Below are 23,956 nucleotides of genomic sequence, written 5' to 3' on the forward strand. Positions count from 1 at the left end.
GCTTTAACACAGCATTCAATACAGACACACTGCACAGTTATGCGAGTCTCGGGCTGATTGACTCAAATTCAGAAATGCGAGCAACCGTAACCGGGACAATTTCTCATACCTTTTATGGTTATCCGCCTTTCAATAATGACGATCTGTGCGCTAGCACACATAAAAGCCGTTTTTAATTGAAAACATCAAAAAAACAAAAACCTAGAGATGCCGTCAGCACTCAATGCACCAGCTGATTGATTTCTATAATCGGCAGCAGAATCGCAAGCACGATCATGAGCACGATGCCACCCATCACCAGTATCATTACTGGCTCAAGCAGTGTCAGGAACACGGTCAGGCGTCGCTCCAGCGAGCGTGTTTCCAGTTGCGCGGCGCGCTGCAGCATCTGTTCCAGCTTGCCGCTCACCTCGCCGCTCGCGACCATATGTATCAGCAACGGTGGAAACGCCCGCGATGCGCCCAGCGCACGCGCCAGACTCGCACCTTCACGCACCCGCTCTATGGCGTGCTCAACCGCTTCCCGCAACACCATATTTGTCATTACTCTGGCACCAGATGCCAATGCCGAAAGCAACGGCACACCGCCACCAACCAGAATGGCGAGCGTACTGGCAAAGCGTGAAGTATTGATGCTGCGAATTAACGGCCCCAGCCATGGCGTGCGCAACAACAGTGCATGCCAGCGCCGTCTGTTCACATCACTACGCAATGCCATGCGTGCGGCAGTAATCGCAGCACCGATAATGACCACCAGATACGGCCAGGTCGCCCGCAAAAAATCGCTCAGGGCGATCAGCGAGCGTGTCAGCAACGGCAGGCTCTGCCGTGATTGCTGAAATACCTGCACCACCTGCGGCACCACATAAACCAGCAAACCAGTGACTATCGTAACCGCCACGATGGTGACCAGAACAGGGTAAAGCAGCGCCAGACTGGTTTTCTGTTTCAACGCCTGACGTGCATCGAGATAATCGGCAAGATGTTGCAACACGGTTGACAGCGCGCCTGATTCCTCACCACCATGCACCAGTGCGCGATAGAAGTCGGGGAAACTCTTGTCAAAAGCCCCCAGCGCCTCAGCTAATGACTGACCTGACGTTACTTCGGTTTTGACACCAGTAAGCACCTCGCGCGTCATCGGCTCGGCCGCTTCTTCGATCAGCGCATTGAGCGTCTGCTCCAGCGTCAGCCCCGAGTCGAGCAAGGTGGCCATCTGCCGGGTCAGCAAACTGAGTTCCGTCGCCGAGATGCCTCGCGCCCACACTACGCTCGCACGGGCGCGGGCATGAACCTGACTGACCTCTACCGGCAGCAAGCCTTGCGCGCGCAGCTGTGTGCGCGCCTGACGCGAGGTATCGGCTTGCACTACACCTGATACGCTACGGCCGGCGGCGTCTAGCGCCTGATATTGAAATGCTTCCATAATGGGTGATTACTCGCGCGTGACGCGCACGACTTCTTCAAGACTGATCAGCCCCTGAGCAGCCAGACGCATGCCATCATCGCGCAACGAGCGCATGCCGCGCGACACCACGTGGGCACGCAGCACCTGCTCGGAAGCCCGATCGTGCACCAGACGGCGCAAGTCGTCATCGACGGTGAGTAATTCATAAATACCGGTACGGCCACGGTAGCCGGTGTGATTGCAGGCAGGGCAGCCTTGTGCCGAATACAGCGTGCCATCGGTAGGCGTGAAGCCGAGCGCACGTAATTGTGTGGCATCAGCGGAGAAAGGTTTGCGACAAGCCATGCACAGACGGCGCACCAGACGTTGTGCGCCCACGCCGATCAGACTGGAGGACAGCAGAAACGGCTCCACCCCCATGTCAACCAGTCGGGTAACTGCACTGATGGCATCATTGGTATGCAGCGTGGCAAATACCAGGTGGCCGGTCAGGCTGGCCTGAACCGCAATTTGCGCCGTCTCCAGATCACGGATTTCACCGATCATGACCACGTCCGGATCCTGCCGCAGGATAGTGCGCAATGCCCGCGCAAAACCCATCTCGATGCGCGGATTGACCTGAGTCTGACTGATGCCATCAAGGTCATATTCAATCGGGTCTTCCACCGTCATGATATTCAGCGCAGACGCATCCAGTCGTGATAGTGCCGCGTAGAGCGTAGTAGTCTTACCCGAGCCAGTCGGCCCGGTAATCAGGACAATGCCATGCGGCTCCAGTATCAGTTTATCAATATGCGCCAGCGTGGCATCGTCCATACCCAGCTTGGTCAGGTCAAGACGTCCCGCCTGCTTGTCGAGCAAGCGCAACACCACGCGTTCGCCATGCCCGGTTGGTATCGTAGAAACGCGGACATCAACCGGCTTGCCCGCCACGCGCAGGGTGATGCGACCATCCTGCGGCAGACGCTTTTCCGCTATATCCAGCTGCGACATGATTTTGATACGGGAGACGATGGCGCCATGCAATGCACGCGCAGGCTCGATCAAGTCGCGTAGCGTCCCGTCTATGCGTAACCGCACTACCGACCGGGTTTCAAATGGTTCAATATGAATATCCGATGCGCCATCGCGCAACGCTTGTGTGAACAGCGCATTGATCAGGCGTATAACTGGCGCATCGTCCTGACTCTCGAGCAAATCTTCAACCTTGGGGATTTCCTGCAATAATCTGGACAAGTCCAGATCCTGTGCCAGATCGTCAGCCAGTACAGCTGCACCCGCATTAGCGCCGTTGTATGACGCGCTGACCAGTTCGTCAAATTCCACACTGTCAATGCGGCGCGCACGTAGCGGCACGCTTAATATCCGCCGCAACTCGGCCAGTGCGCCTGACTGCGCATCGCTGCGCACAGCCACCTCGGCGTAATCGTCATGCAGCGCAGTAACCACCACCCCGTTGCTCTTGGCAAACGCATAAGGAATCTTGAGTGCCGCACGGTTCATGGTTATACCCCGCCAACATGGGCTGGCTGCGTTTCAACCGGTGGCGGCGTAGGTGATAACGGCCGCGGCGGCAAAGTAGGCGACACCATATCTGGCAGAATCTCATCATGAGCAGGCTGTGCCTTGCGCTGTTCGCCGAGGATGTAATCATAACGTTCACTGGTGTATGTGTTTGCGCGCTGACTGTCACGCACCAGCGTTGGCCGCAGGAATATCATCAGATTAGTCTTGTGATGTGAGCGCGTCTTGTAGCGGAACATGCCCCCCAACCACGGAATATCACCCAGCACCGGCACCTTCTGTTCGCCGTCGCTGACGGTATCCTGAATCAGACCACCAATCACCACAATCTGCCCGTCATCGACCAGTACCGTCGAGGACACAGCCCGCTTGTTGGTGATCACACCCGCAGCATTAGTCGCATCCTGAACGCTGGAGACTTCCTGATAGATTTGCAGGCGTACCGTACCGCCTTCGGAGATTTGCGGCTTGATCCGCAGCGTCAAGCCGACATCGCGACGTTCTATGGTCTGAAACGGCGTGGGGGTAGTGGCAGCACCCGACGTCGCATACTGACCGGTAATAAAAGGGACATTCTGACCAATGACGATGGCGGCTTCTTCGTTGTCCATAGTCAACAGGGTTGGCGTGGACAGAATATTTGCATTGGCATCTGACTGCAGCGCCCGTACCAACAGGCCAAGATTAAGAATCTGGCCGATACCGGGGATACTGATCTGGCCTTTGACGATGCCGATATTCAGTCCTGGTGAAATACCGGTTGGATTCTTGGAAATGCCAACGATATTCTGACCCGGCGTACCAAAATTGGTACCGCCGAAAGCCTGGGCACTAGTGCCGCCAAGACCGCTCAAATCCTGCCATTGAATCCCAAATTCTGCCGCCTTGTCAGCCGTTACCTCGGCAATCAGCGCTTCAACATAGACCTGTGCACGGCGCACATCCAGCTTATCCAGTGCAGCCCGCAAATTATTGTAAACCGCATCAGACGCGGTAATAATAATCGAGTTGGTAGCCGCATCAGCCTGAATGATGCCAGGCATGGCTGGTGCACTCGAAGTCTGATTTGGACCCAGCGAAGCCGATGCACCCTGCGCCTGCATTACGACAGGTGCAGCAAGTGTGGTAGTCGCACTCGCTGAACGTGATGTCACGCTGGCACTGCCGGTATCGCCCTGATAGATAGCACGCAAGGTTTCAGCCAGTTTTACCGCTTCGGCATTTTTCAAATAGACGACGTGTATGTTGCCACCCGCATTGGTAGGCGAATCGAGCATGGCCACAAATTTACGCAACTGGGTAAGCCGCGCCGGATTGCTTGAGCGCACCAGCAGGCTATTTGAACGCACATCCGCAATCACGGTGATGCGCTGTATCGGCTCTATACCCGTAGTTCCCTGAACCTGTGTCGCTTCGTCGAACAGACGATTCACTGTAACCGCGACATCAACCGCAGAAGCGTACTGTAGCGGAATGATGACAGGGTCGCTGCCGTTTGGTCGATCAATGGAGTCGATAATTTTTTCCAGCCGCTGCAGATTGCTTGCGTAATCGGTAATCACCAGCGTATTGCTATTCGGATAGGCGGTAATGGCATTGCTGGGTGCAATCAGCGGACGCAGGATCGGTACCATCTGCGCTGCCGATTCGTATTTCATGGTAAAAATCCGGGTTTGGATGCGGTCGCCACCACCCCGCGCCTGTTCCGCTGCACCAAATGTAGGGCTGGAATTCAGCTTGGCATCTGCCTCGGGTACAATTTTCACCAGTCCCCGGTCTTCGATTACACTAAATCCCTGCAAACGTAACGCAGACAGAAATACATCGTAAACCGAAGATCGCGGTATCGGTTTTGCCGAGTAAATATTGATCACCCCTTTGACGCGCGGGTCGAGCAGAAAATTCTTGCCTGTGATATCGCTGATGACTTTGACTACCCCCTCGATATCGGCATTAACAAAATTAAGCGTGACCGCATCCGCTCCGGTAGGGACACCGCCTTGCCGGGGTTTTTCTACCGATGCCATGATAGCCGGGGGCGCAGAATCACTGACAGCCCACACCTGTCCGGCAGGCAGTAACACCCCCATGCACAAAAATCCAGTTTTTATCCAGCTGCGCTTCATCTTAACCCCTTACATGGCATCATTTATCACGGCATTCTTTGTTTGAGACCTTTGCACGATTACTGCGCTTGTTCATATTTCGTTGGAAATCAGCTCAAAATGCTCATGTACTAGTTGTACACTCCGCTTTTTCGCTGATTTCCGCCTCATCTGAACTGCGCTCGCTACATCGTGCAAAGGTCTCTATTTGTTCATTGGCGGGACAACAGGTCCTGCAGTCAGGCTTTTCTCGGGCCAGGCCAGCGTTTCGCGAATCCCGCCACGTACCAGAACGAGGTGATCCGTACTGACTTCCTCAAGCCGGATACCCGGAGCGATATCGTCTCCCTCTTGCACCGTAAGTATCTGTTTCGGCTCCAGTTTCACGATCGCGTAACCACGCCGACCCGGCGTTGCCGCCACACTGCCCAGCAAACGGATCGCGATACCTGTCGGAGAGACACGACTACTGTTCCGCTCCGTTTTCCCAAACAAACCATCCGCTGATCCGGCATGCTCGTACACCTTGGCGGCTGCCTGCGCGCGCGGTTCAGGCAGCGGCGCAAACCACTCCCAGGTCCAGTAAGCCACCACCAGGGCGAGCACCACCACAGCAGTAATCGTCACCGAATTAACCGCGGCAGTTTGAGCAAAATTTGATCTATCTAATGAGGACAGTTGCTTCTTTCATTGCTGGCGCACCACCACATGGAATGACGGCACACACCCTATTCGGCCAGATGAATCCGCATCCGGTCAGACGGAAAATTCCCATATGCCAGGCATGGTAGAGTAAAAAATTTCGGCTGTATGTGCGCTATCGCACAGAACGAATTCTGCCCAAAGCAGATACTTGGCCCCATCTCGCCAGAGGGCAAAATCATCATGCGCTCGGTGTAATGCAACACTTGGGAGCAGATATGAAAGTAACGAACTGGCAACGTGGTTTTACGTTGCTCGAAGTGATGATAGTGGTCGTCATTCTGGGCATACTCGCCGTACTGGTGGTACCGAAAATCATCAGCCGGCCTGACGAGGCGCGCGTCATGGCGGCCAAGCAGGATATTGCGAGCCTGATGCAGGGACTCAAACTTTATCGTCTGGATAATCAGCGTTATCCAGTTACCGAGCAGGGTCTGCAGGCACTCGCCGTGCGGCCGACCACTGCGCCGCTACCACTCAACTGGAAAGCCGGTGGCTATATCGAGCGCCTGCCGAAAGACCCCTGGGGTAATCCTTACCAATATCTGAATCCCGGCGTACACGGCGAGATCGATATTTTCAGTTTGGGTGCCGACAGCGCGCCGGGTGGTGAAGGTAACGATGCGGATATAGGCTCCTGGTCGCTCTAGGCCGGGTTAGTTGATGCTATCCCCGGCAAACAATCAGGTAACGCGGTTGTCAGCACATAAACGCTACACAAGCATGAAAATTAGCGGCTTCACGCTCATAGAAATGCTGATCGTGTTGCTGATCATGGGCATACTGGTCGGGCTGGCGAGCACTATCATTCAGCCTGACAACAGCGCATTACTGCGTGTTGAAGTGAACAGACTGGTGCAATTGATGAACATTGCCGAAACAGAATCACGCTTCAGCGGCAAGCCTGTCGCATGGACTGCCGATGGGCGCGGCTATCGGTTCTGGCGATTCAGTGAAGACACAGGCTGGTCCGAAATTAGCCAAGATGACTTACTGCGAGCGCGCACCCTGCCCGCAGGAATGACGATTACCAACCTGCGTATAGAAAACATGCGCTCATCACTACCCATGCGGGTGGAATTCTCTCCTTATGGCTCGATGCTCGTCTTCAGCGTAGAAATGTCGCTGGGTACCGCGCATTTCACCATAGCGAATTCACCGGTTGGCGACGTAAGCGTGTTACCCGACACGGGAGGCGCAAATGCTCAGTTGGCACAATAAAAAGCACAGCGGTTTTACGTTGATAGAAGTGCTGGTTGCGCTTGCCATCATTTCCATCGCCCTGCTTGCCTCCTTGCGCGTCGCGGGCGGTGGCACAAACAGCGTTGGCGAATTGCGCGCACGCCTGCTCGCCGGCTGGGTAGCTGAAAATGTGCTGGCGGAACAGCGTGCACGCGACATCTGGCTACCAATTGGCACGCAAAGCGGTAATCAGCGTCAGGGCGGCATGCCTTTCATCTGGCGCGAAGAAGTTATCGCCACCCCCAATACAGCGTTTCGTCGGGTCAATATCAGTGTATACGCCGTAGCCGAGGACACTCACGTGCTCGCACATCTGGTCGGATTTGTCAGTCAGCCACCGAGTACGCCCCAATGAACATCGCTGCGCGCAGTTCACTACGCGGATTTACCCTGATAGAGCTACTCACCGCGCTGCTTATACTCTCGTTGCTGGCACTCATGTCCTACCGCGGCCTGAGCGCAGTGCTGGATGCACGCGTACACATAGAGCAGCAAACCGAAAAATGGCGCCACGTGACTGCTTTTTTCGCACGCTTCGAACACGACGTGAAGCTCGCAGCACCCCGGCCCGTACGAACGGCAACCGGCACTGCACCGGCATGGCTGGGCCAGGCTGATGCCGTGTATGAACCGCGCCTGACATTCAGTCGTTTTGCTTCGTCCGAGGGCATGGATACGCCACGACGCATTGCCTATCGACTCAACGAAAAACAGCAGATAGAACTGTGGCTATGGCCGGTACTGGACATGCCACCTGCTTCACTGCCGGTACGCTATCCCGTGCTGAGTGGCGTAACCAGATTTGAAATGCAGTATCTGGATATGAACCTTAACTGGATTAACACATGGCCGTCGTCACCGAATGACACCCCCGTCCCCCGAGCCATACGCCTGCGTATTGTGCTCACTACCGGCGAAGATATCGTGCGTATTTTTACCTTAACATCATGAAAACCCGACAACGCGGTGTCGCCATCGTACTCGCCATGGGCGTAGTCGCCCTTGCTGCATTGGCAGCAACAGCGATGATGACCACACAAAGCACCTGGATGCGACAAAATGAATTGGCCAGCGATCACGTCCAGGCGCAAACGCTGATTGCCGTTGGCCTGGACTGGACGCGCGCACTGCTGAGCGATGATCGCCGCGTGAGCAATGTCGACTACCTGGGGGAAGCATGGGCGCTACGGCTGCCGCCGATTCCTGTTGAAAACGGTAGCCTTACCGGTCAGATCGAGGATCAGCAGGGCAAGTTCAATCTCAACAATCTGGTGAAAGATGGCAAAGTCAATCTCGCCCAGCTCGCCAGTTTTAAACGTCTGCTATCCATACTCAGTTTGCCGCCCACACTCGCTGACGCTGCGGCCGACTGGATCGACACCGACAGCGAGGCCCAGCCGCAAGGAGGCGCCGAAGATGCCTATTATCTGGCATTACCGCAACCTTACCTCACGGCCAACCGGCCATTGATTGATATAGCCGAACTGGCGCTGGTGCGCGGCTTTGATGATGGCGTACGCGAGCGGCTTCGCCCCTACGTCTCGGCATTGCCTGTGTTCACTGCCGTCAACGTGAATACCGCATCGCCTGAAGTCCTTGCCGCGGAGATTGACGGGCTGGGTCTGGACGCGGCCCGTGCTCTGGTTGCAAAACGCACAAGTACTTATTTTCGTGACCAGGCTGATTTCCTCAACCAGTTGCCCAGGGATATTCAGCCAGCAGCTGAAAACATCGCATTTAGCAGCAATTACTTTCAGGTGAAAATGCGCGTCACCATCGGCAGCGCACAGGCGCGCAGTATCGCCCTGCTCGCGCGCACCAACACCAATTGGCCAACTATACTCTGGAGAAAAATGCTATGAGCTTACTCCGCATCTATGGCTCACTACTCGATCAAACACAGCACTGTGAATGGGTATTAATCAGTGACCATCGCGAACCGATTAGCGGCGCAGGCCGCCTCACCGATCTGCCGCAACACGTTGAACGTGTGCAACTGGTCATCCCCGCAGCTGAGGTATTGATCACGCGCGCACGCATACCACAGAGTGCCAGACACCGTAGCGGATCCCTGCTGGCTTTCGCGATTGAGGATAAAACCGCCGCTGACCCGGATGTCAATCAGGTAAGCTGGCTCGGATCAACCGGAGAAGAAGATGCGCTTGCCGTGATCGACAAGCAAGGACTCGCACGCTGGTATCTCACACTCGGCGCGGTTGGCATACGCGTCGATGAAGTGCACAGCGAAACGCTATTGCTGCCGATACAAGCTAATGAATGGAGTGTTGCCTGGGATGGCAGCGAAGGCTTTGTGCGTACCGGGACATTCGAAGGTGCAGCAACGGACAGTGGCGACCAGACTACACCACCGCTATTTCTGCGCCTCATGCTGGAAGAAGCAAAAACACGCGATGCCAGCCCGACATCAATTGCGTTGTATATGACAACGGCGGATGCTGTACCGGATATTGCGGCATGGCAACACGAACTCGGCACAGCGCTGTACATCGCCGGCACCTGGGACTGGCGCTCCGCTCCGCCCAATGCTGGCATCAGCATGGCGCAGCAACGCGAACGCTGGCGTGGCCTAACCGGTATGGCTGCACGGCTGCGACCGGCAGCCTGGATACTGGGTGCCGCGCTGACGCTGCATGCTGTCGCACTCATCTCTGACTGGTCAATACTTGCCAGCGACCAACACACATTACGCAAGCAAATGGAAATGCAGTTTCGCGCCAGCTTTCCCGATGCAGTTGCCGTAGTCGATCCAGCCCTGCAAATGCGCCGCAAACTCGCTGAAGCCCGGCATAGTGCTGGCGTGGCCGACAGCGGGGACTTTTTACCGATGATAGTGCAAGTGGCCGCAGCGACAAAAACACTGCCTGCCGGAACAGTCAGCGCCGTGTCCTATGAGAGTGGCCAGATGACACTCAAGCTGACCAGCAACGAAAACACCATGGTGCAAACCATCATGGCGCACCTACGCCAATCCGGCTTGAACGTTGACGCTGCCCCCAGCAATGACACCAGCACCAGCACACTCCTGATCATAAGGGCATCATGAAAACACAACTACGCAAAGCATGGGAATCACGGGCGCCGCGGGAGCGCACTTTCATCGTCATACTCAGCATCATCATCAGCGCCACATTGTATTTATGGCTGATACAGTCGGGTGGCAAAGCGCATCAACGATTGCGTGCCAGCGTGACGACGTTGCGAGCGCAGGCAAGCCAGCTCGAACAGCAGAGCATCGAGCTCGGACAGTTGCGTGCTGTTCCCACGCCCCCTGCCTCGCACACTGATCTGCGCACACTGGTACAAGCACAAACCGACGCAGCAGGATTAACTCATGCGCTGATTAAAATGGATGCTCCTGATGCTGATCATGTGCAAGTGGTATTCAACGCTGTTGCATTCAGCGACTGGCTCAACTGGGTCACCAGCCTGAAAGCGCAGCAAATCCGACTGGATACCAGCCAGATTGAAGCATTGCCTGCGCCGGGCATGGTCAGCGTGACTGCGACGCTGCAACGCGCCCAGCATTGAACATGAAGCGATTAACTATCATCACCATTGGACTTGCAGTCTATACGCTAGCTATTATCATTACCGCGCCCGCAACATTGATGGATACGGCCTTGCAGCGCATCAGTCAGGGCAAATTGCGTCTGGTTGAAACACAGGGCACGCTATGGTCAGGGACGGGACAACTTGAGATACGGGATACCAGTGGACGAGCTGGTGGTGCACAAAGTCTGGCCTGGCATATGCAGCCCGCGTCGTTACTGCGCGGACATCTGGTTTACCTGCTCAATCTGGCGCAATCGACCCAGCCGGTTACCGTAACATTATCGGTATCCCAGGTTGAGATTACGAACGCCGACATCAACCTGCCAGCCACAGTCCTGGGTCTGGCCATACCCAAATTAGCACCGCTGGGTCTGAGCGGTGATCTATCGCTGCACGTCGCCAACCTCACTTTCGCATCCGACCGTATGCAGGGCAATACCAGCCTGCAATGGCGCGATGCCGGATCAGCGTTTACCACCGTTTCGCCACTGGGAGACTATGAATTGACACTTAATGGCGACGGCGCCACCACGCATGCCTTGCTGCGTACCCTGCAAGGGCCGCTCAAGCTGGATGGCAAAGGCACCTGGGCAAACGGGGATAAGCCGAATTTTCTGGCGACTGCCCAGGTTCCACCGCAACAACAGCAACAACTTGATCCGCTGTTACGCCTGATTGCAGTAACGCGTGGTGCGGGCAGCTACGAATTGCAGCTCAAATAAACCAACAGTACTGGGCGCATTTCACTGCCCGAACGACCAGAACATGGCGATCACGGCTATCGCCATGACTACTGTGCATACCCAGCCCAGCACTTTCAGTCTGCGTGAAATGACGAATTGCCCCATGATATCCGCGCGTGTCGCCATCAGCATCATCACCGCCATAATCGGTACGGAAATGACGCCGTTGATGACCGCGCTCCAGTACAAAGCTTTAATCGGGTCGATAGGCGTAAAGCAGAGACCGACACCGATTAACGTAGAAATGACGATAATGCTATAAAAGCCCTTGGCCTTATTTGGTTTAAGTTCCAGGCTGTTGCGCCAATTGAATGCACCAGCTAGCGCGTAGGCAGCGGAACCGGCCAAAACAGGAATTGCCAGCATACCAGTACCAATAATGCCCGCACTGAACAGCCAGAAAGCAAAATCCCCAGCGATCGGACGCAGTGCTGACGCCGCCTGTGCCGATGTCTGTATCTCGGTTATACCATGCATATTGAGCGTCACGGCGGTCGTCAGAATGATAAAAAAAGCGACCAAATTGGAAAAACCCATACCGATATACGTATCGAGCTTGATACGCCGGAAATTGGCTTCTGCCTGCTCAGGCGCCTTTTTTAACGCCTTTGCCTGCGGATTAGCATGCTGCTCCTCAACCTCTTGCGAAGCCTGCCAGAAAAACAGATAAGGACTAATGGTGGTACCGAACACCGCAACGACAGTGGTGATGTACGCCGGCTGCCAGGACAGATGCGGCAGCATGGTATTGATTACCACCTGCGTCCACGGTATGTGTATGACGAACGCAGTGGCAACGTATGCAAGCAATGACAGGGTAAGCCATTTCAACACCCGCACGTAACGGCTATACGGGATAAATATTTGCAGCAACAGCGATACCACGCCAAAACCGACGGCGTACCAGTGCGTTGGGCCGCCGCCTACCATCAGCTTCAACGCATCCGCCATGGCAGCCACGTCAGCAGCGATATTGATAGTATTGGCCACTAACAGCAACCCGACGATGCTGTATAACAGCTTGGCCGGATAGTGTTGGCGCATATTGGTGGCCAGACCATGACCGCTGACCCGACCAATCTTGGCACTGATAACCTGGATGCCGACCATCAACGGGTAAGTCAGCCATACCGTCCACAACATGCTTAAACCAAACTGTGCGCCAGCTTGTGAATAGGTGGCGATGCCGCTGGGATCGTCGTCGGCAGCACCTGTAATCAGACCCGGGCCGAGCTTTTTTAGCCAGGACACCTTACCTACATCTTCACTGCTTACTGCTACTTTCACATGTGCCATATGACGCCCTATAGGAACAACAACCTGTCGCAGGCAATACCGTTGCTAACGGCTACGATACTAGCTGCGCGGACCAATACAGTTCCGTGCGCTATCGCACAGATAGGCCATGGATCAGCATGCTACGCTTGTTGCAGGAGGATAAGAACATGCAGATTAACCGGGCAATATTATTGGGGTGGGTATCTGCTTTTATATTTATCTGCAACGCATGGCTCGGGACCGCACAATCATTTGCCACCGAGTCGAATCTATCCAACATACCGCTACGCGCCAAGTACACGGAAGTCAGCAAACAATTGCGCATCAATCCGTTTCGACGTGCGCTCTATCTGAATTCAACCGAAACTTCGCATGATTTAAAAGGCGATATTTATGCCGTGGTCGATTATCCGTTTACCACGGTCAATCTCGCCCTCAACAATTCCGCACATTGGTGCGATGTGTTGATACTGCACATGAATGTCAAATACTGCCATGCCGCCCGTAACAGCGGCAAAACTGTCCTCAGCGTTAACCTCGGCAGAAAATACTATCAACCGCTGGAAGATACCTATCGGCTCGAATTCGACTATCGCGATGTCATCACAACGCCGGACTATTTCGCTGTGGAACTCAATGCCGAAAACGGTCCGTTAAGCACCCGAGATTATCGCATCTGGATTGAAGCCACGCCGGTGGCTGATGGGCGAACTTTTCTGCATATCACCTATGCCTATGCATTTGGTTTCACCGGACGCCTGGCCATGCAAGGCTATCTGACCACTATCGGCAGGGATAAAATCGGCTTCACCGTCACCGGCAAACAGCCCGATGGTCAGCCAGACTTTATCCAAGGGGTGCGCGGTGTGGTGGAACGCAATACCATGCGCTACTATCTGGCCATTGATGCTTACCTTGCCGGATTGAACACGCCACCCAAAAATCAGCTGGAGCAGCGTTTGCAATTTTGGTATGGGAATACCGAGCAATATTCGCGGCAACTACATGAAGTAGAACGGGGCGATTACCTTGTTATGAAACATAAGGAATATCTGCGCCAACAGCTAGCCCGATAGCTGGAATAACCGGGTAAGCAGCGTTATGCCGCATGATGAGCTGTAACCAGCATGATATCGGTAACGTCCCTGCCTACACCGCGATAACCTTCAAAGCGACCAGTCGCATCAAACATCGGCTCACCGCTCACCTGAAAATACTGATGCGCCCCGTTCACACCGATCCGGCTGCAGATTAAATCCAGAAATGGCCGCCGCGCGGTTATGTTGGCATTGAGTGCTGCGCGTTCAGCCTTATCCCAGTGCACCAACTGCGCGCCCGAGATTACTTCCAGAAAATCATCATCAATAGGTGCACCGAGCAGTTCCTGCACCGGGCCATGTATCTTGGTGAAATAGCCATCCTCATCCTGTTCCCAGAACCAGTCCGAGGCCAGTTCAGACAGGCGGCGAAAATGCGCTTCACTGTCACGCAATTCGGCAGTACGTAGCGTCACAGTTTGTTCCAGAGCCTGATTAAACTGTTGCAGCTGCTTGTATAACAAGCGCACTTCCAGCATGTTGTGGATACGCGTTTTAACCTCGATCAGCTCAAATGGTTTAGCCACAAAATCCTTCGCCCCGGAAGACAGCGCCCGCAGCTTGTGGCCTGGTTGCGCAGTAATGACCAGTACTGGCACATAGCCGTTAATATCGATTTTCTGCAAACCTTCCATCACTTCAAAACCATCCATGCCCGGCATCTGCAAATCAAGCAGTATCAGGTCATAGTGATGAGCGCGATGCAGATCGCAAACAGCAAACGGATCCATGGTCGAGCTAATAGACAGATAACCGGCTTCGCTCAGCATTTGCTCCAGCAGCAGCACATTAGCATGCTGATCATCGACTATCAGTATCCTGGCGTTGAATATGTCGTCTGCAGTTATCACGACAAATCGCCTGCATTCAGTTTAACTGTTGATTGCTGTTCAGCCATATCCAGCGCCATGTCCAGCGCTTCCATAAATTCGTTCACTTTGATCGGCTTGGTGAGATACCGGAAAAAACCTGCCTCTATACCCTTGCTGATATCCAGCGGCATGGCATTGGCACTGATGGCAAGCACCGGAATATGGGCTGTTACCGGATCATCACGCAAAATTTTCAATGCCTGAATACCGCTGATGCCAGGCAGATTGATATCCATCAGTATCACTTTCGGCTGATGGATGCGCGCCAGCATAATACCGCGCGTGCCATCGCTCGCACCCAGCAGGCGCAAATCGGGACGCCGCGCAATGAGCTGTTCGACCAGTTGCATATTTGCCCGGTTATCTTCTATATACAGCAGGGTACGTAGCGAGTCGCCATGTTGAACACGTGCTTTGGGTATGACCGAAGGTTCATTGGCATCTTCTATAAATTGCGGAATAGCCGCGAGATCCAGCTCTATCCAGAACACACTACCCACGCCGACCGTGCTTTCCACACCAATTTCACCGCCCATCAATTCGACCAGCCGCTTGCTGACTACCAGACCGATGCCGGTACCTTCCTCAGCGCTTGCCTCTTGTCCGAGACGGTTAAACGGCTGGAATAATTGCACGATTTTTTCCGGAGGCAGACCTTCACCGGTATCTTGCACACTGATGCGTATGCGCTCAGCCGAAACTACACTGCACGTCACATCGACCGATCCACCGGCGCGATTGTATTTGATTGCATTGGTCAGCAGATTGATCAGTACCTGTTTTACCCGGGTTCGGTCAGCATTCACATAATAATGGCTGCCAAACTGGGGGAAACTCATGCGAATCCCGTTTTTCTGAGCCTGCGGTTCTATCATGGACTGACAATCCAGCAACACTTCGGGCAATGACATAGGTTCCAGCGATAGCGACAGTTTGCCGGACTCGATCAAGGCCAGATCGAGGATTTCATTAATCAGCTCCAGCAGATACCATCCCGCCTGCAGAATCTGGTCGATGCTGCCCTTTTGAGTAGGCGTTGGCAGCGGCGTTCCCGACTCCATTAATTGCGCAAATCCCAGTATCGCATTGAGCGGTGAACGCAATTCATGACTCATACTGGACAGGAAATCCGATTTGGCAAGATTGGCTTTATCCGCAACGAATTTGGCACTTTTCAACTCGGCATTAGTTTCCTGCAGCGCCTGATCCAGGCGCTTGCGCTCGGTAACATCACGCGCAGCAGCGAACACTCCTTGCAACTGATTATCCCGATCATAGAAAGTTGTCGCATTGTAAGACACCACGGTTTCCTTGCCATTTCGGGCACGCGCGGTGAGCTCGTAGTCAGTGACTTTCTTGTCGCTTAACACCAGTTTGATGCCGGCCTCCGCCCGCTCCGGATCGGTGAAGTAATTCTTGAATGGCGCGCCTATCAATTCATCACGCGTACATCCGGTAAGTGCTTCCATCTGATTATTGACATCGGTAATGACACCGGACGGATTAGTCGTCATGATCGCGTCGATGTTGGATTCGATCAGCGAGCGCGTATAGAACTGGTAGTCGCGCAGCCGCTGATCCAGCAGTCGCTGCTCGGCTTCAACCTGCTTGCGTGCAGTATTATCAGTGCCAATCAGCAGATAGCCGATAATGGCATTTTGCGCATCGCGCAGTGCGGTAACTGATACCACTGCCGGGAAACGGCTGCCATCTTTACGAATGTACGTCAGTTCATAAATATCCTCGATGCCACGCGAGGCTTTAAACACCAATGCCTCGAAACCCGGTGTAATCGGGGTTTCCAGCTCAATACTCAATGCAGCGGCACGCGCGATCACTTCCTCCGGGTCAGAAATATCGGCTGGCGTAATCTTGTTCATCACGTCGGCGGCAGCGTATCCGAGCATACGTTCGGCACCCACATTGAAAATCTGAATCACGCCCTTCTCATCGGTGGCAATACTCGAAAAATTCGCGCTATTAAGAATCGCGTTCTGCAATGCGCCAGTTTTAAGCAAGGTTTCCTGACGCCTGACCTCAGTGATACCCTCTGCCGAACCTGCAGTTGGATTACGAAATGTAGAGTCACTGATAGTGTTAAGCATTACTTACCTTTGTTAAAGCGCAAATTAATCTATGGAGCCGATGGATGCAGGTGCAAACCACCAAACTGGATTGTTGATATCGCTATCAGACAACGCTTATGCTGATTACTGGCAAAGTAGGAGTTACGCGCGAAGTTTTTTGCATAACCATACTTGATGATAGCTGTCTGACACTATATTGACTGTGCGTTGGCACACACATTAACCTGCATGTATCAGAAATAGCTGAATTACCAGCTTAAAAAAAACGGCCACAAATTAGTGACCAAGTACAGAAGGCTGATTCAGGGATGATTCATCATGAGGAAGCATGGATTCAGTCACATCCTTGCCGATACCACGGTAACCCGAAAATCGGCCGGATGCACTAAATATGGGCTCTCCGCTCACCATCAAATATTGCTGCGAGCCATCGGGATGGATCCGGCTATAGACGAAATCCAGAAATGGCTGTCTGGCCGCCAGGTTTACTTCAAGCATCCTGCGCTCAGCCTCATTCCAGCCCAGGCCATTATCATCTCTTACACTGCCCAGCGCATCATCCAGGCGAATACCCAGCATTTCCAGCACCGGGCCGAAAATTTTCACAAAGTGCCCATTTTCATCCTGCTCCCAATACCAGTCTGACGACAACTCAGTCAGACGGCGAAAACGCGCTTCACTTTGCCGTAATTCTTCCGTCCGTTCCTGCACGGTCTGCTCCAGCACTTTATTGGCATCACCAAGTTTTTTATACAGCAACCGCACTTCCAGCATGTTATGGATGCGCGTTTTTACTTCTATCATGTCGAACGGTTTTGCGATGAAGTCTTTGGCGCCGGCAGCCAGCGCACGCAATTTGTGATCGGGCTGGGCGGTGATCACCAGCACCGGGAGGTAAGCATCCAATTCGATATTCTTCAAACTCGCCATCACCTCGAATCCATCCATGCCCGGCATTTGCAGATCAAGCAGTATAAGATCGTAGTGATTTTTGCGATGCAGATCATAAACTGCATAAGGATCTGTCGTCGACGAAATGCACGTGTAGCCGGCATCGCGCAGCATTTCCTCCAGCAGCAGCACATTGGCTTGCTGGTCATCTACAACCAGTATGCAGGCATTGAGTATGGCTTGATCGCTAATCATCGTATTTATCCAGTTTCATCAGAATTTGCATTGCCCTACCCCATTTTTAGAGAATCTCAGCGCGTCGTTCAACGCATCCATCAATTTATGAATATTGATAGGTTTAGTCAGATAACAGAAAAACCCTGCGTCTGCGCCTCTCTCGATATCGTGACACATGGCATTGGCGCTGAGGGCAACCACGGGGATATGTGCTGTGGCCGGGTCTGCGCGCAGGATATCGAGTGCTTCAAATCCATTAATGCCCGGCAAATTGATGTCCATCAGGATCACATCGGGGATATGAGCGCGGGCAAGCGTGATGCCATGCTTGCCATCCTGCGCGCTGAGCATGCGTATATGCGGGTGACGCTCAATAATCTGCTCGACCAGCATCAGGTTAGCCGGATTATCTTCCACATACAGCAGGCTATACGTCTCTGGAGGTTCTTGAACAATTTCTTCGGGCATAATATCAACAGCAACAGATTGCGTTGCGACCGTGCTGTCCAACTCCACCCAGAACTCGCTGCCTACGCCGACTGTGCTTGCTACGCCTATGCTGCCTGACATCAGCTCAATCAGTTGTTTGGACACTACCAGACCAATACCCGTTCCCTGTTCGTCACCCGCTTCCTGCCCGAGACGATTGAACGGCTGGAACAGTTGCGCCAGCTTTTCTGGCGACAAACCGGCACCGTTGTCTATGATGCTGATACGTATGTGCTCTGGCGTAGGCGCAGTACATTTAACCAGCACCGTTCCCTGCTCGCGGTTGTATTTAATCGCATTGGAAAACAGGTTAATCAGCACCTGTTTCAGCCGCGTGTAGTCGGCATTGACAAACCAGGTGGGGTGACATGGCTCAAAATTTATGTGTACATCGCGCTGCTGTGCCTGCGGCTCTATCATGGTCTGGCATTCATGCAGGACATCCGCCAGCAACACAGGCTCCATTGACAATTGGACTTTACCGGATTCAATCGTTGCGAGATCAAGGATTTCATTAATCAGCGCCAGCAGATACCAGCCTGCTTTGGTAATCTGCTGCAGCCTGTCTGCCTGTGTAGACGTTGGCGGCGGCGAGCCCGCTTCCAGCAACTGGGCAAAGCCGAGGATGGCATTCAGCGGAGTGCGCAGCTCATGGCTCATGCTGGATAAGAAATCCGACTTGGCGAGGTTGGCGGTTTCTGCTGCTAGTTTTGCATTTTCCAGCTGAACTTGCGCTTTGTAGACTTGTTCAGCCAATTCCTGCGCTTCGATGGTTGTAATAATCAGTCGTTCGTTCACTTGCTGCAACATCAGCATGTGATCATCCGCTGCGGCCTGCTTCTTTTCAACCTCGTGGGCATCTTCTTCGCGTACATGCACCGCATCTTCGCGTGCAGTAACTAATTTTTCACGGTTCAGCGCAGCCGTTTCTTTGATCGCGACAGCATCATCCCCGTGCCGCCGCTCTGTTCCGCGAGCCGCCAGCAATCCGTCTTTGTCGTGACCAGTCACATCCTGCAGGCCAGGATTCTCGGTAGCTGTTGTGTCGTCATTTACATTTGTGTTCATTACCGCTTTCTCAAAGCTGCTCGTTCCGGCTACGGGGTAACCGTAGGTCGGCCTGACATGATGCCGTCATATCCAGACAAGGTCTCGCCAATAACGATACCGTCGTCGGTAATGTCGAACAGGCGGATGTCCTTGCTGTGCTGGCTGCCACGTACTTTCACCACCGAGAACACACGTTTGAACTGCCCGGCGATTTCAATATAACGCTGCACGATAATCGCATCCGCCAGAAACGCACTGCCAAAGGGGCTGAAGCGTAAATCGGTGTAACGGTCTTCCAGTTCCGAGGTCATTAATATGGTCACGCCCATGCTGGTCAGTTCGGCAACCATACGGTACAGCGAGCCACGAAAATCTTCGCTGAATTCAGGTGCCAGCGCCAGCTCGAATCCGGACAGCGAGTCAATAACAACACGCTTTGCCTGCATGCAGGTTATCATTTCGATCAGATCATGCAAGGTTTCATCTATCGACAAATCCAGCGAGCGGGTATCGATTACACCCACTTGTCCAGCCTCGACCAGCTTATGCAACTGGTTACTCAATAACTGGTTAGGGCTTTTCTCAAAAGCCGCGATCACGCCGGGTTCGCCTCTGCGCACGCCTTCGGCGAGAAATTCTGTCGCCAGGATGGTCTTGCCGGAACCAGACGGCCCGACCACCAGCAGTGAATATCCGGCCGGCAAGCCGCCGCCCAGCATGGCATCCAGTTCAGGCACGCCCATTGCAATGCGCTGCTGCCCGGTAGTTACTTGTGCCGAACTACCTACAGTGGAACCTTTCTGGATTATGGCGCGCGGGAAAACCTGTATGCCCTTATCGCTGATGCGGAACGTATGCAAGCCGGGAACCTGAGCCTGGCCCCGCATTTTGACCACCTGAATTTTGCGCAGCATGGAGTTGCGCTGCATATTTTGCGTCAGCCAGAGTATGCCATCCGCCACGGTAAAGACCGGACTGGATTCGGATTCCGGCGTCAGATATTCGCCGATCAGAAACGTGGTCGCCTGCCAGCTCGTCATTTGCATACCCAGTTGCTGCACAAACTGCTGCAGCTCGGATACGCCGTGCTTCATCTGCTTGGCAGACTGCACCACAGAGCGGAATGAATCCACGAATACCATACTGGGTGCGTAGTCTTTTACTTCTTCGGCTATGCGCGACAATACCCGGTCAAAATTCCCCTCCAGCAGATCAGATGACAAGTTAACGAAGCGTATCGAATCATTAACTTTTTTAATATCAAAAAACGGAAACTGTTGCTGGTAACGCAGCATTTTCAGGACCGGTTCCCCGAGCACGGTGAAGAACAGCGCCCGATTATCCGGATTGGCCTGTGAAAACATGATCTGATGTGCGAGCGTCGTTTTACCGCTGCCGGGCGTGCCGGCAATCAGGTTAAACGAGAATTCCGGCAGTCCGCCACCCAACAGGTTATCCAGACCGGGTACGCCTGTTGCCAGACGCCGTATATTTACCTTGTTACTCATTTTTGAATTCCTTGTCAGCCCTGTCCTGGGTGTCATTACCCCAGGCGGAACGTAAAATACTGGTGGTCAGCTGTTCGCCAATTAATGTAGCCAGAATATCGGTAAACGTAATCAATAACAGCGTATTCGCCTCACTGACTTGCGCTGCCGTTTTGGCTTTCAGGCTCATTTTCAGTTCAGCGAAGCGGTGATCAGGCTGGGGTAACGATGAACTGGCCGCAAGCCAGGGGAATGACATCTGCGTCAGGAATACACTACGCGCATACAGCGAATTGAACCCGGCTTCACCGACGATAGAAATAATCTGGGTAGCCATCTGCTCCCATAAATCAACCGCGGCATCCGCCACTTTTTCAGTGTGCTGTGCCATAAGGCTTTTAATTAGCATGTGTCGCAGCAAATCACTGTTTTCCATAATAAAAGTATCAATAATCAGTGTGTGAAACTATGTTGGTGGAATACTGGATACATCATCTGCTCCATATTGAATAAAAAACTTGCTTAACCACCCGTGACCTGTTCGCTTCGGCTCTCTATAGCATGCGATAGCTGGTAAATACCGGGGTGCTGACATGGAAAAAATCCCATCCCAACGTGAAAACTTTTGCCGGGCATGATTAAAAAGCAGCTAACCACTGCAGCATCGATTTATCCATCGATTCTCTCACAAAGCACCGCCATCAACGCTTAATGTTTCCATAATGCATCTGTACCCGATTACTTTAACTGACTGTTAGCGACATCCGTGTCGCTCAACAAGCGATGGAATTCCTTCTTGACGACGTTGTAACATTCACAGGTATGGGATTCCAGCCCCATCCGATCAAGGACAGTAATGTGACCGCGCCGGTAATTAATCAGGCCGGCACGCTGCAAATTCCCCGCATTTTCGGTGATGCCTTCGCGACGTACGCCTAGCATGCCGGCGATCAATTCCTGCGTCATGGTCAATTCATTAGACGGCAACCGATCTAGCGTTAACAGCAGCCAGCGACACAACTGCTGCTCCAGTGAGTGATGCCGGTTACAGACCGCAGTTTGTGATATTTGCGTCATCAATGCCTGCGTATAGCGCAACATCAAGCGCATCGTCGGCCCGGCAAGATTGAATTCGTCCACGAAGATCCGGGCCTTCAGTCGATAGCCATAACCGCCGGTCTGCACAGTGGCCCGGCTGGGTGTGGTTTTTCCACCCATGAACAGCGAAACGCCCAGCACCCCCTCATTACCCACACCCGCGATTTCGGAAGATGCGCCGCTCTCCATCACGTAGTGCAGTGACACAATCGCGCTAGTCGGGAAATAGGCATGTGATAACTGGCCACCCGATTCATAGATTACTTCGCCCAGCGGCAGCTTCACCAGTTCCAGATGGGGTGCCAGGCGTTCGACTTCAGCCGCAGGCAAGGCGGCAAGCAGATGATTCTGATTATAATGTTGCGGTGTATCCATACGTGACCCTTGAATAATCGCCTGCTTTGCTTGCATATCTCGCATAGAGCATACACGTGTTACGTGCAGGTTGTACTGTCTGAATTTTTAAACAATACCGGTTCGGTTCAGGCCTATCTGTTCGCTATCGCACATAGGGTTGATATCACGGTACTTTCTGTTAATCTGAACCTCGCGCTTGAGCCTGTAGCTGGGTGACAGAGAGACAAATTGATTGACTTGATAATCTGGAGTGCTGGTCATTATCGGTATATAGTCTAAAAACACAGTCGTGATACTGCATTCAGGAAGTAAATTCAGCTTATGCATACCCCCATCCAATCAGAAGCCCGTGTTAATCCTTACAGTGAAGCCCTATTCCATTCACTGTTCCAGCACATGAGCAGTTGCGTGGCGATCTATGTTGCAGTTGATGATGGCAATGATTTCATCTTCCTGGATTACAACCGTGCCGCTGAGCTAGCGGATAAAATGAAACGCGAAGACGTCATCGGCAAACGCCTGACTGTAGCCTTTCCCGGCATCAGGGAATTCGGTTTGGTCGATGTGCTGCAGCGTGTCTGGAAAACCGGCCAGCCCGAACGTTTACCTGCCACCTTTTATCAGGATGTGCACATGTCCGGTTGGCGGGACAACTATGTATATCGCCTGCCGACAGGCGAAGTAGTCGCGATTTATGAAGACATAACCGAGCGTAAACAGGCAGAAATTGCGCTGCGTGAACTGAACGAGAAACTGAACTCCCTGCTCAACTCCATGGCCGAAGGTGCTTACGGCGTAGATACTGATGGCAACTGTACTTTTGTGAACCAGTCCTGTTTGCAGCTGCTAGGTTATACAACTGCAGATGAGATTATCGGCAAGCATATACACGAACTCATCCACCACTCGCACCCTGACGGCAGTTACTACCCGGCCCAGGAATGCCGCATGTACGCCGCGTATCAGCAACAGCAAAAAGTGCATGTAGTCGATGAAGTGTTCTGGCGCAAGGATGGCGTTGCCATACCCGTCGAGTATTGGTCCCAGCCCATTTTCAGAGACGGCAATGTGGTCGGTGCAATTGCAACCTTCCTCGATATCAGCGAACGCAAGAAAAACGAAGCGACGATACACAAGCTGGCTTTCTATGACACCTTGACGCAACTGCCGAATCGCCGTTTGTTACTGGAGCGTTTAAGTCAGGCATTGCTGGCAGCCAGACGCAGTGAAAGTTATGGCGCAGTGATGTTCATCGATCTGGATAACTTCAAGGCGCTCAACGATACCCATGGACACGCTATGGGCGATTTACTGCTTATCGAGGTTGCCCACCGCATCACCGATTGTTTGCGCGAAGTCGATACCGTTGCGCGACTGGGCGGAGATGAGTTTGTCGTCTTGCTCAACGAGCTGGATAAAGACCGTACCGAATCAGCCCGGCATGCGGGTCTGATCGCGGAAAAAATCCGCAGCGCACTCGCACAGGCTTATATACTTAAGCTGCAACAGCAAGATAATGCAGATACGATGGTTGAACACCGTTGCACATCAAGCATAGGCGTGGCATTGTTCAATCAACACACCCTGCAGGACGATGTCCTCAAATGGGCTGATACAGCTATGTATCAAGCCAAAGAAGATGGACGAAATTTAGTCAGGTTTTATCAAGAAAAAATTTAGTCACCGTTATGACCCGTATCACCAATCTCGCCACAC

General features: G+C 53.2%; 22 protein-coding genes. 10 read left to right on the forward strand and 12 right to left on the reverse strand.

All coding sequences use genetic code 11. The features are described 5' to 3' along the window. Window positions 1–220: 220 nt before the first annotated feature. The 4 genes from gspF to EJE49_RS13500 all read right to left on the reverse strand — a co-directional run bounded on the left by gspF (window position 221) and on the right by EJE49_RS13500 (window position 5,664). Window positions 221–1,426, reverse strand: a complete 1,206-nt coding sequence (gene gspF / locus EJE49_RS13485) for a type II secretion system inner membrane protein GspF (protein ID WP_124951685.1) — start codon at window positions 1,424–1,426, stop codon at window positions 221–223. 9 nt (window positions 1,427–1,435) lie between these two features. After that, window positions 1,436–2,911 carry a type II secretion system ATPase GspE gene (gspE, locus tag EJE49_RS13490; protein ID WP_124951687.1) on the reverse strand — a complete coding sequence of 492 codons (1,476 nt, stop codon included), beginning with the start codon at window positions 2,909–2,911 and terminating at the stop codon, window positions 1,436–1,438. Between the two features lie 2 nt (window positions 2,912–2,913). Then, on the reverse strand, window positions 2,914–5,058 hold the full coding sequence (gene gspD / locus EJE49_RS13495; RefSeq protein ID WP_223246964.1) for a type II secretion system secretin GspD: 2,145 nt from the start codon (window positions 5,056–5,058) through the stop codon (window positions 2,914–2,916). A gap of 183 nt (window positions 5,059–5,241) precedes the next feature. Next, complete coding sequence (locus EJE49_RS13500) at window positions 5,242–5,664, reverse strand: type II secretion system protein N (protein ID WP_189941930.1); 423 nt, start codon at window positions 5,662–5,664, stop codon at window positions 5,242–5,244. Window positions 5,665–5,957: 293 nt separating this feature from the next. Between EJE49_RS13500 and gspG the strand changes: the two genes are divergently transcribed. The 8 genes from gspG (at window position 5,958) to gspN (ending at window position 11,276) form a co-directional block, all read left to right on the forward strand. Beyond that, window positions 5,958–6,389, forward strand: coding sequence for a type II secretion system major pseudopilin GspG (gspG, locus tag EJE49_RS13505; RefSeq protein ID WP_189941932.1), 432 nt, complete (start codon window positions 5,958–5,960; stop codon window positions 6,387–6,389). A gap of 73 nt (window positions 6,390–6,462) precedes the next feature. After that, the gene (locus EJE49_RS13510; protein ID WP_124951693.1) at window positions 6,463–6,960 is read left to right on the forward strand and encodes a GspH/FimT family pseudopilin; all 498 of its coding nucleotides are present in this window, start codon (window positions 6,463–6,465) and stop codon (window positions 6,958–6,960) included. Next, window positions 6,941–7,336, forward strand: a complete 396-nt coding sequence (gene gspI / locus EJE49_RS13515; protein WP_124951695.1) for a type II secretion system minor pseudopilin GspI — start codon at window positions 6,941–6,943, stop codon at window positions 7,334–7,336. The genes EJE49_RS13510 and gspI overlap by 20 nt, the downstream gene beginning before the upstream one ends. Next, on the forward strand, window positions 7,333–7,932 hold the full coding sequence (gspJ, locus tag EJE49_RS13520) for a type II secretion system minor pseudopilin GspJ (RefSeq protein ID WP_124951697.1): 600 nt from the start codon (window positions 7,333–7,335) through the stop codon (window positions 7,930–7,932). Before gspI ends, gspJ begins: the two co-directional genes overlap by 4 nt. After that, on the forward strand, window positions 7,929–8,843 hold the full coding sequence (gene gspK, locus EJE49_RS13525; protein WP_124951699.1) for a type II secretion system minor pseudopilin GspK: 915 nt from the start codon (window positions 7,929–7,931) through the stop codon (window positions 8,841–8,843). The genes gspJ and gspK overlap by 4 nt, the downstream gene beginning before the upstream one ends. Further along, window positions 8,840–10,045: a type II secretion system protein GspL gene (gene gspL, locus EJE49_RS13530; RefSeq protein WP_223246965.1), complete on the forward strand. Its 1,206-nt coding sequence runs from the start codon at window positions 8,840–8,842 to the stop codon at window positions 10,043–10,045. The genes gspK and gspL overlap by 4 nt, the downstream gene beginning before the upstream one ends. Next, the gene (locus EJE49_RS13535) at window positions 10,042–10,530 is read left to right on the forward strand and encodes a type II secretion system protein M (protein ID WP_124951703.1); all 489 of its coding nucleotides are present in this window, start codon (window positions 10,042–10,044) and stop codon (window positions 10,528–10,530) included. Before gspL ends, EJE49_RS13535 begins: the two co-directional genes overlap by 4 nt. Window positions 10,531–10,532: 2 nt before the next feature. Continuing rightward, a complete protein-coding gene (gene gspN, locus EJE49_RS13540; RefSeq protein ID WP_124951705.1) occupies window positions 10,533–11,276 on the forward strand; it encodes a type II secretion system protein N in 744 nt (247 codons plus the stop codon). Between the two features lie 21 nt (window positions 11,277–11,297). Here gspN and EJE49_RS13545 read toward each other — a convergent pair whose 3' ends face one another. After that, window positions 11,298–12,593, reverse strand: coding sequence for an NRAMP family divalent metal transporter (locus tag EJE49_RS13545; RefSeq protein ID WP_124951707.1), 1,296 nt, complete (start codon window positions 12,591–12,593; stop codon window positions 11,298–11,300). A 119-nt stretch (window positions 12,594–12,712) separates the two neighbouring features. Here EJE49_RS13545 and EJE49_RS13550 point away from each other — a divergent pair, with 119 nt between their 5' ends. Next, entirely contained in the window at window positions 12,713–13,651 is a 939-nt protein-coding gene (locus tag EJE49_RS13550; protein WP_223246966.1) for a hypothetical protein, read from the forward strand. A 23-nt stretch (window positions 13,652–13,674) separates the two neighbouring features. Here the strand turns inward: EJE49_RS13550 and EJE49_RS13555 are convergent, their stop codons facing one another. The 7 genes from EJE49_RS13555 to EJE49_RS13585 form a co-directional block, all read right to left on the reverse strand. Continuing rightward, on the reverse strand, window positions 13,675–14,523 hold the full coding sequence (locus EJE49_RS13555) for a response regulator (protein ID WP_124951709.1): 849 nt from the start codon (window positions 14,521–14,523) through the stop codon (window positions 13,675–13,677). Next, on the reverse strand, window positions 14,520–16,649 hold the full coding sequence (locus EJE49_RS13560) for a hybrid sensor histidine kinase/response regulator (RefSeq protein ID WP_124951711.1): 2,130 nt from the start codon (window positions 16,647–16,649) through the stop codon (window positions 14,520–14,522). Before EJE49_RS13560 ends, EJE49_RS13555 begins: the two co-directional genes overlap by 4 nt. A gap of 258 nt (window positions 16,650–16,907) precedes the next feature. Further along, entirely contained in the window at window positions 16,908–17,777 is an 870-nt protein-coding gene (locus EJE49_RS13565; protein WP_124951713.1) for a response regulator, read from the reverse strand. 18 nt (window positions 17,778–17,795) lie between these two features. Next, a complete protein-coding gene (locus EJE49_RS13570) occupies window positions 17,796–19,316 on the reverse strand; it encodes a hybrid sensor histidine kinase/response regulator (RefSeq protein ID WP_124951715.1) in 1,521 nt (506 codons plus the stop codon). 29 nt (window positions 19,317–19,345) lie between these two features. Continuing rightward, window positions 19,346–20,806 (reverse strand): ATPase domain-containing protein, encoded by a 1,461-nt coding sequence (locus tag EJE49_RS13575; RefSeq protein WP_124951717.1) that lies wholly within the window; start codon window positions 20,804–20,806, stop codon window positions 19,346–19,348. Then, window positions 20,799–21,176 carry a hypothetical protein gene (locus EJE49_RS13580; RefSeq protein ID WP_124951719.1) on the reverse strand — a complete coding sequence of 126 codons (378 nt, stop codon included), beginning with the start codon at window positions 21,174–21,176 and terminating at the stop codon, window positions 20,799–20,801. The genes EJE49_RS13575 and EJE49_RS13580 overlap by 8 nt, the downstream gene beginning before the upstream one ends. A gap of 347 nt (window positions 21,177–21,523) precedes the next feature. After that, entirely contained in the window at window positions 21,524–22,258 is a 735-nt protein-coding gene (locus EJE49_RS13585; protein WP_124951923.1) for a Crp/Fnr family transcriptional regulator, read from the reverse strand. A 303-nt stretch (window positions 22,259–22,561) separates the two neighbouring features. Here EJE49_RS13585 and EJE49_RS13590 point away from each other — a divergent pair, with 303 nt between their 5' ends. Next, window positions 22,562–23,920 carry a diguanylate cyclase domain-containing protein gene (locus tag EJE49_RS13590; protein ID WP_124951721.1) on the forward strand — a complete coding sequence of 453 codons (1,359 nt, stop codon included), beginning with the start codon at window positions 22,562–22,564 and terminating at the stop codon, window positions 23,918–23,920. Window positions 23,921–23,956 lie beyond the last annotated feature (36 nt).

This window comes from Sulfuriferula thiophila (assembly GCF_003864975.1).
GTDB lineage: Bacteria > Pseudomonadota > Gammaproteobacteria > Burkholderiales > Sulfuriferulaceae > Sulfuriferula > Sulfuriferula thiophila.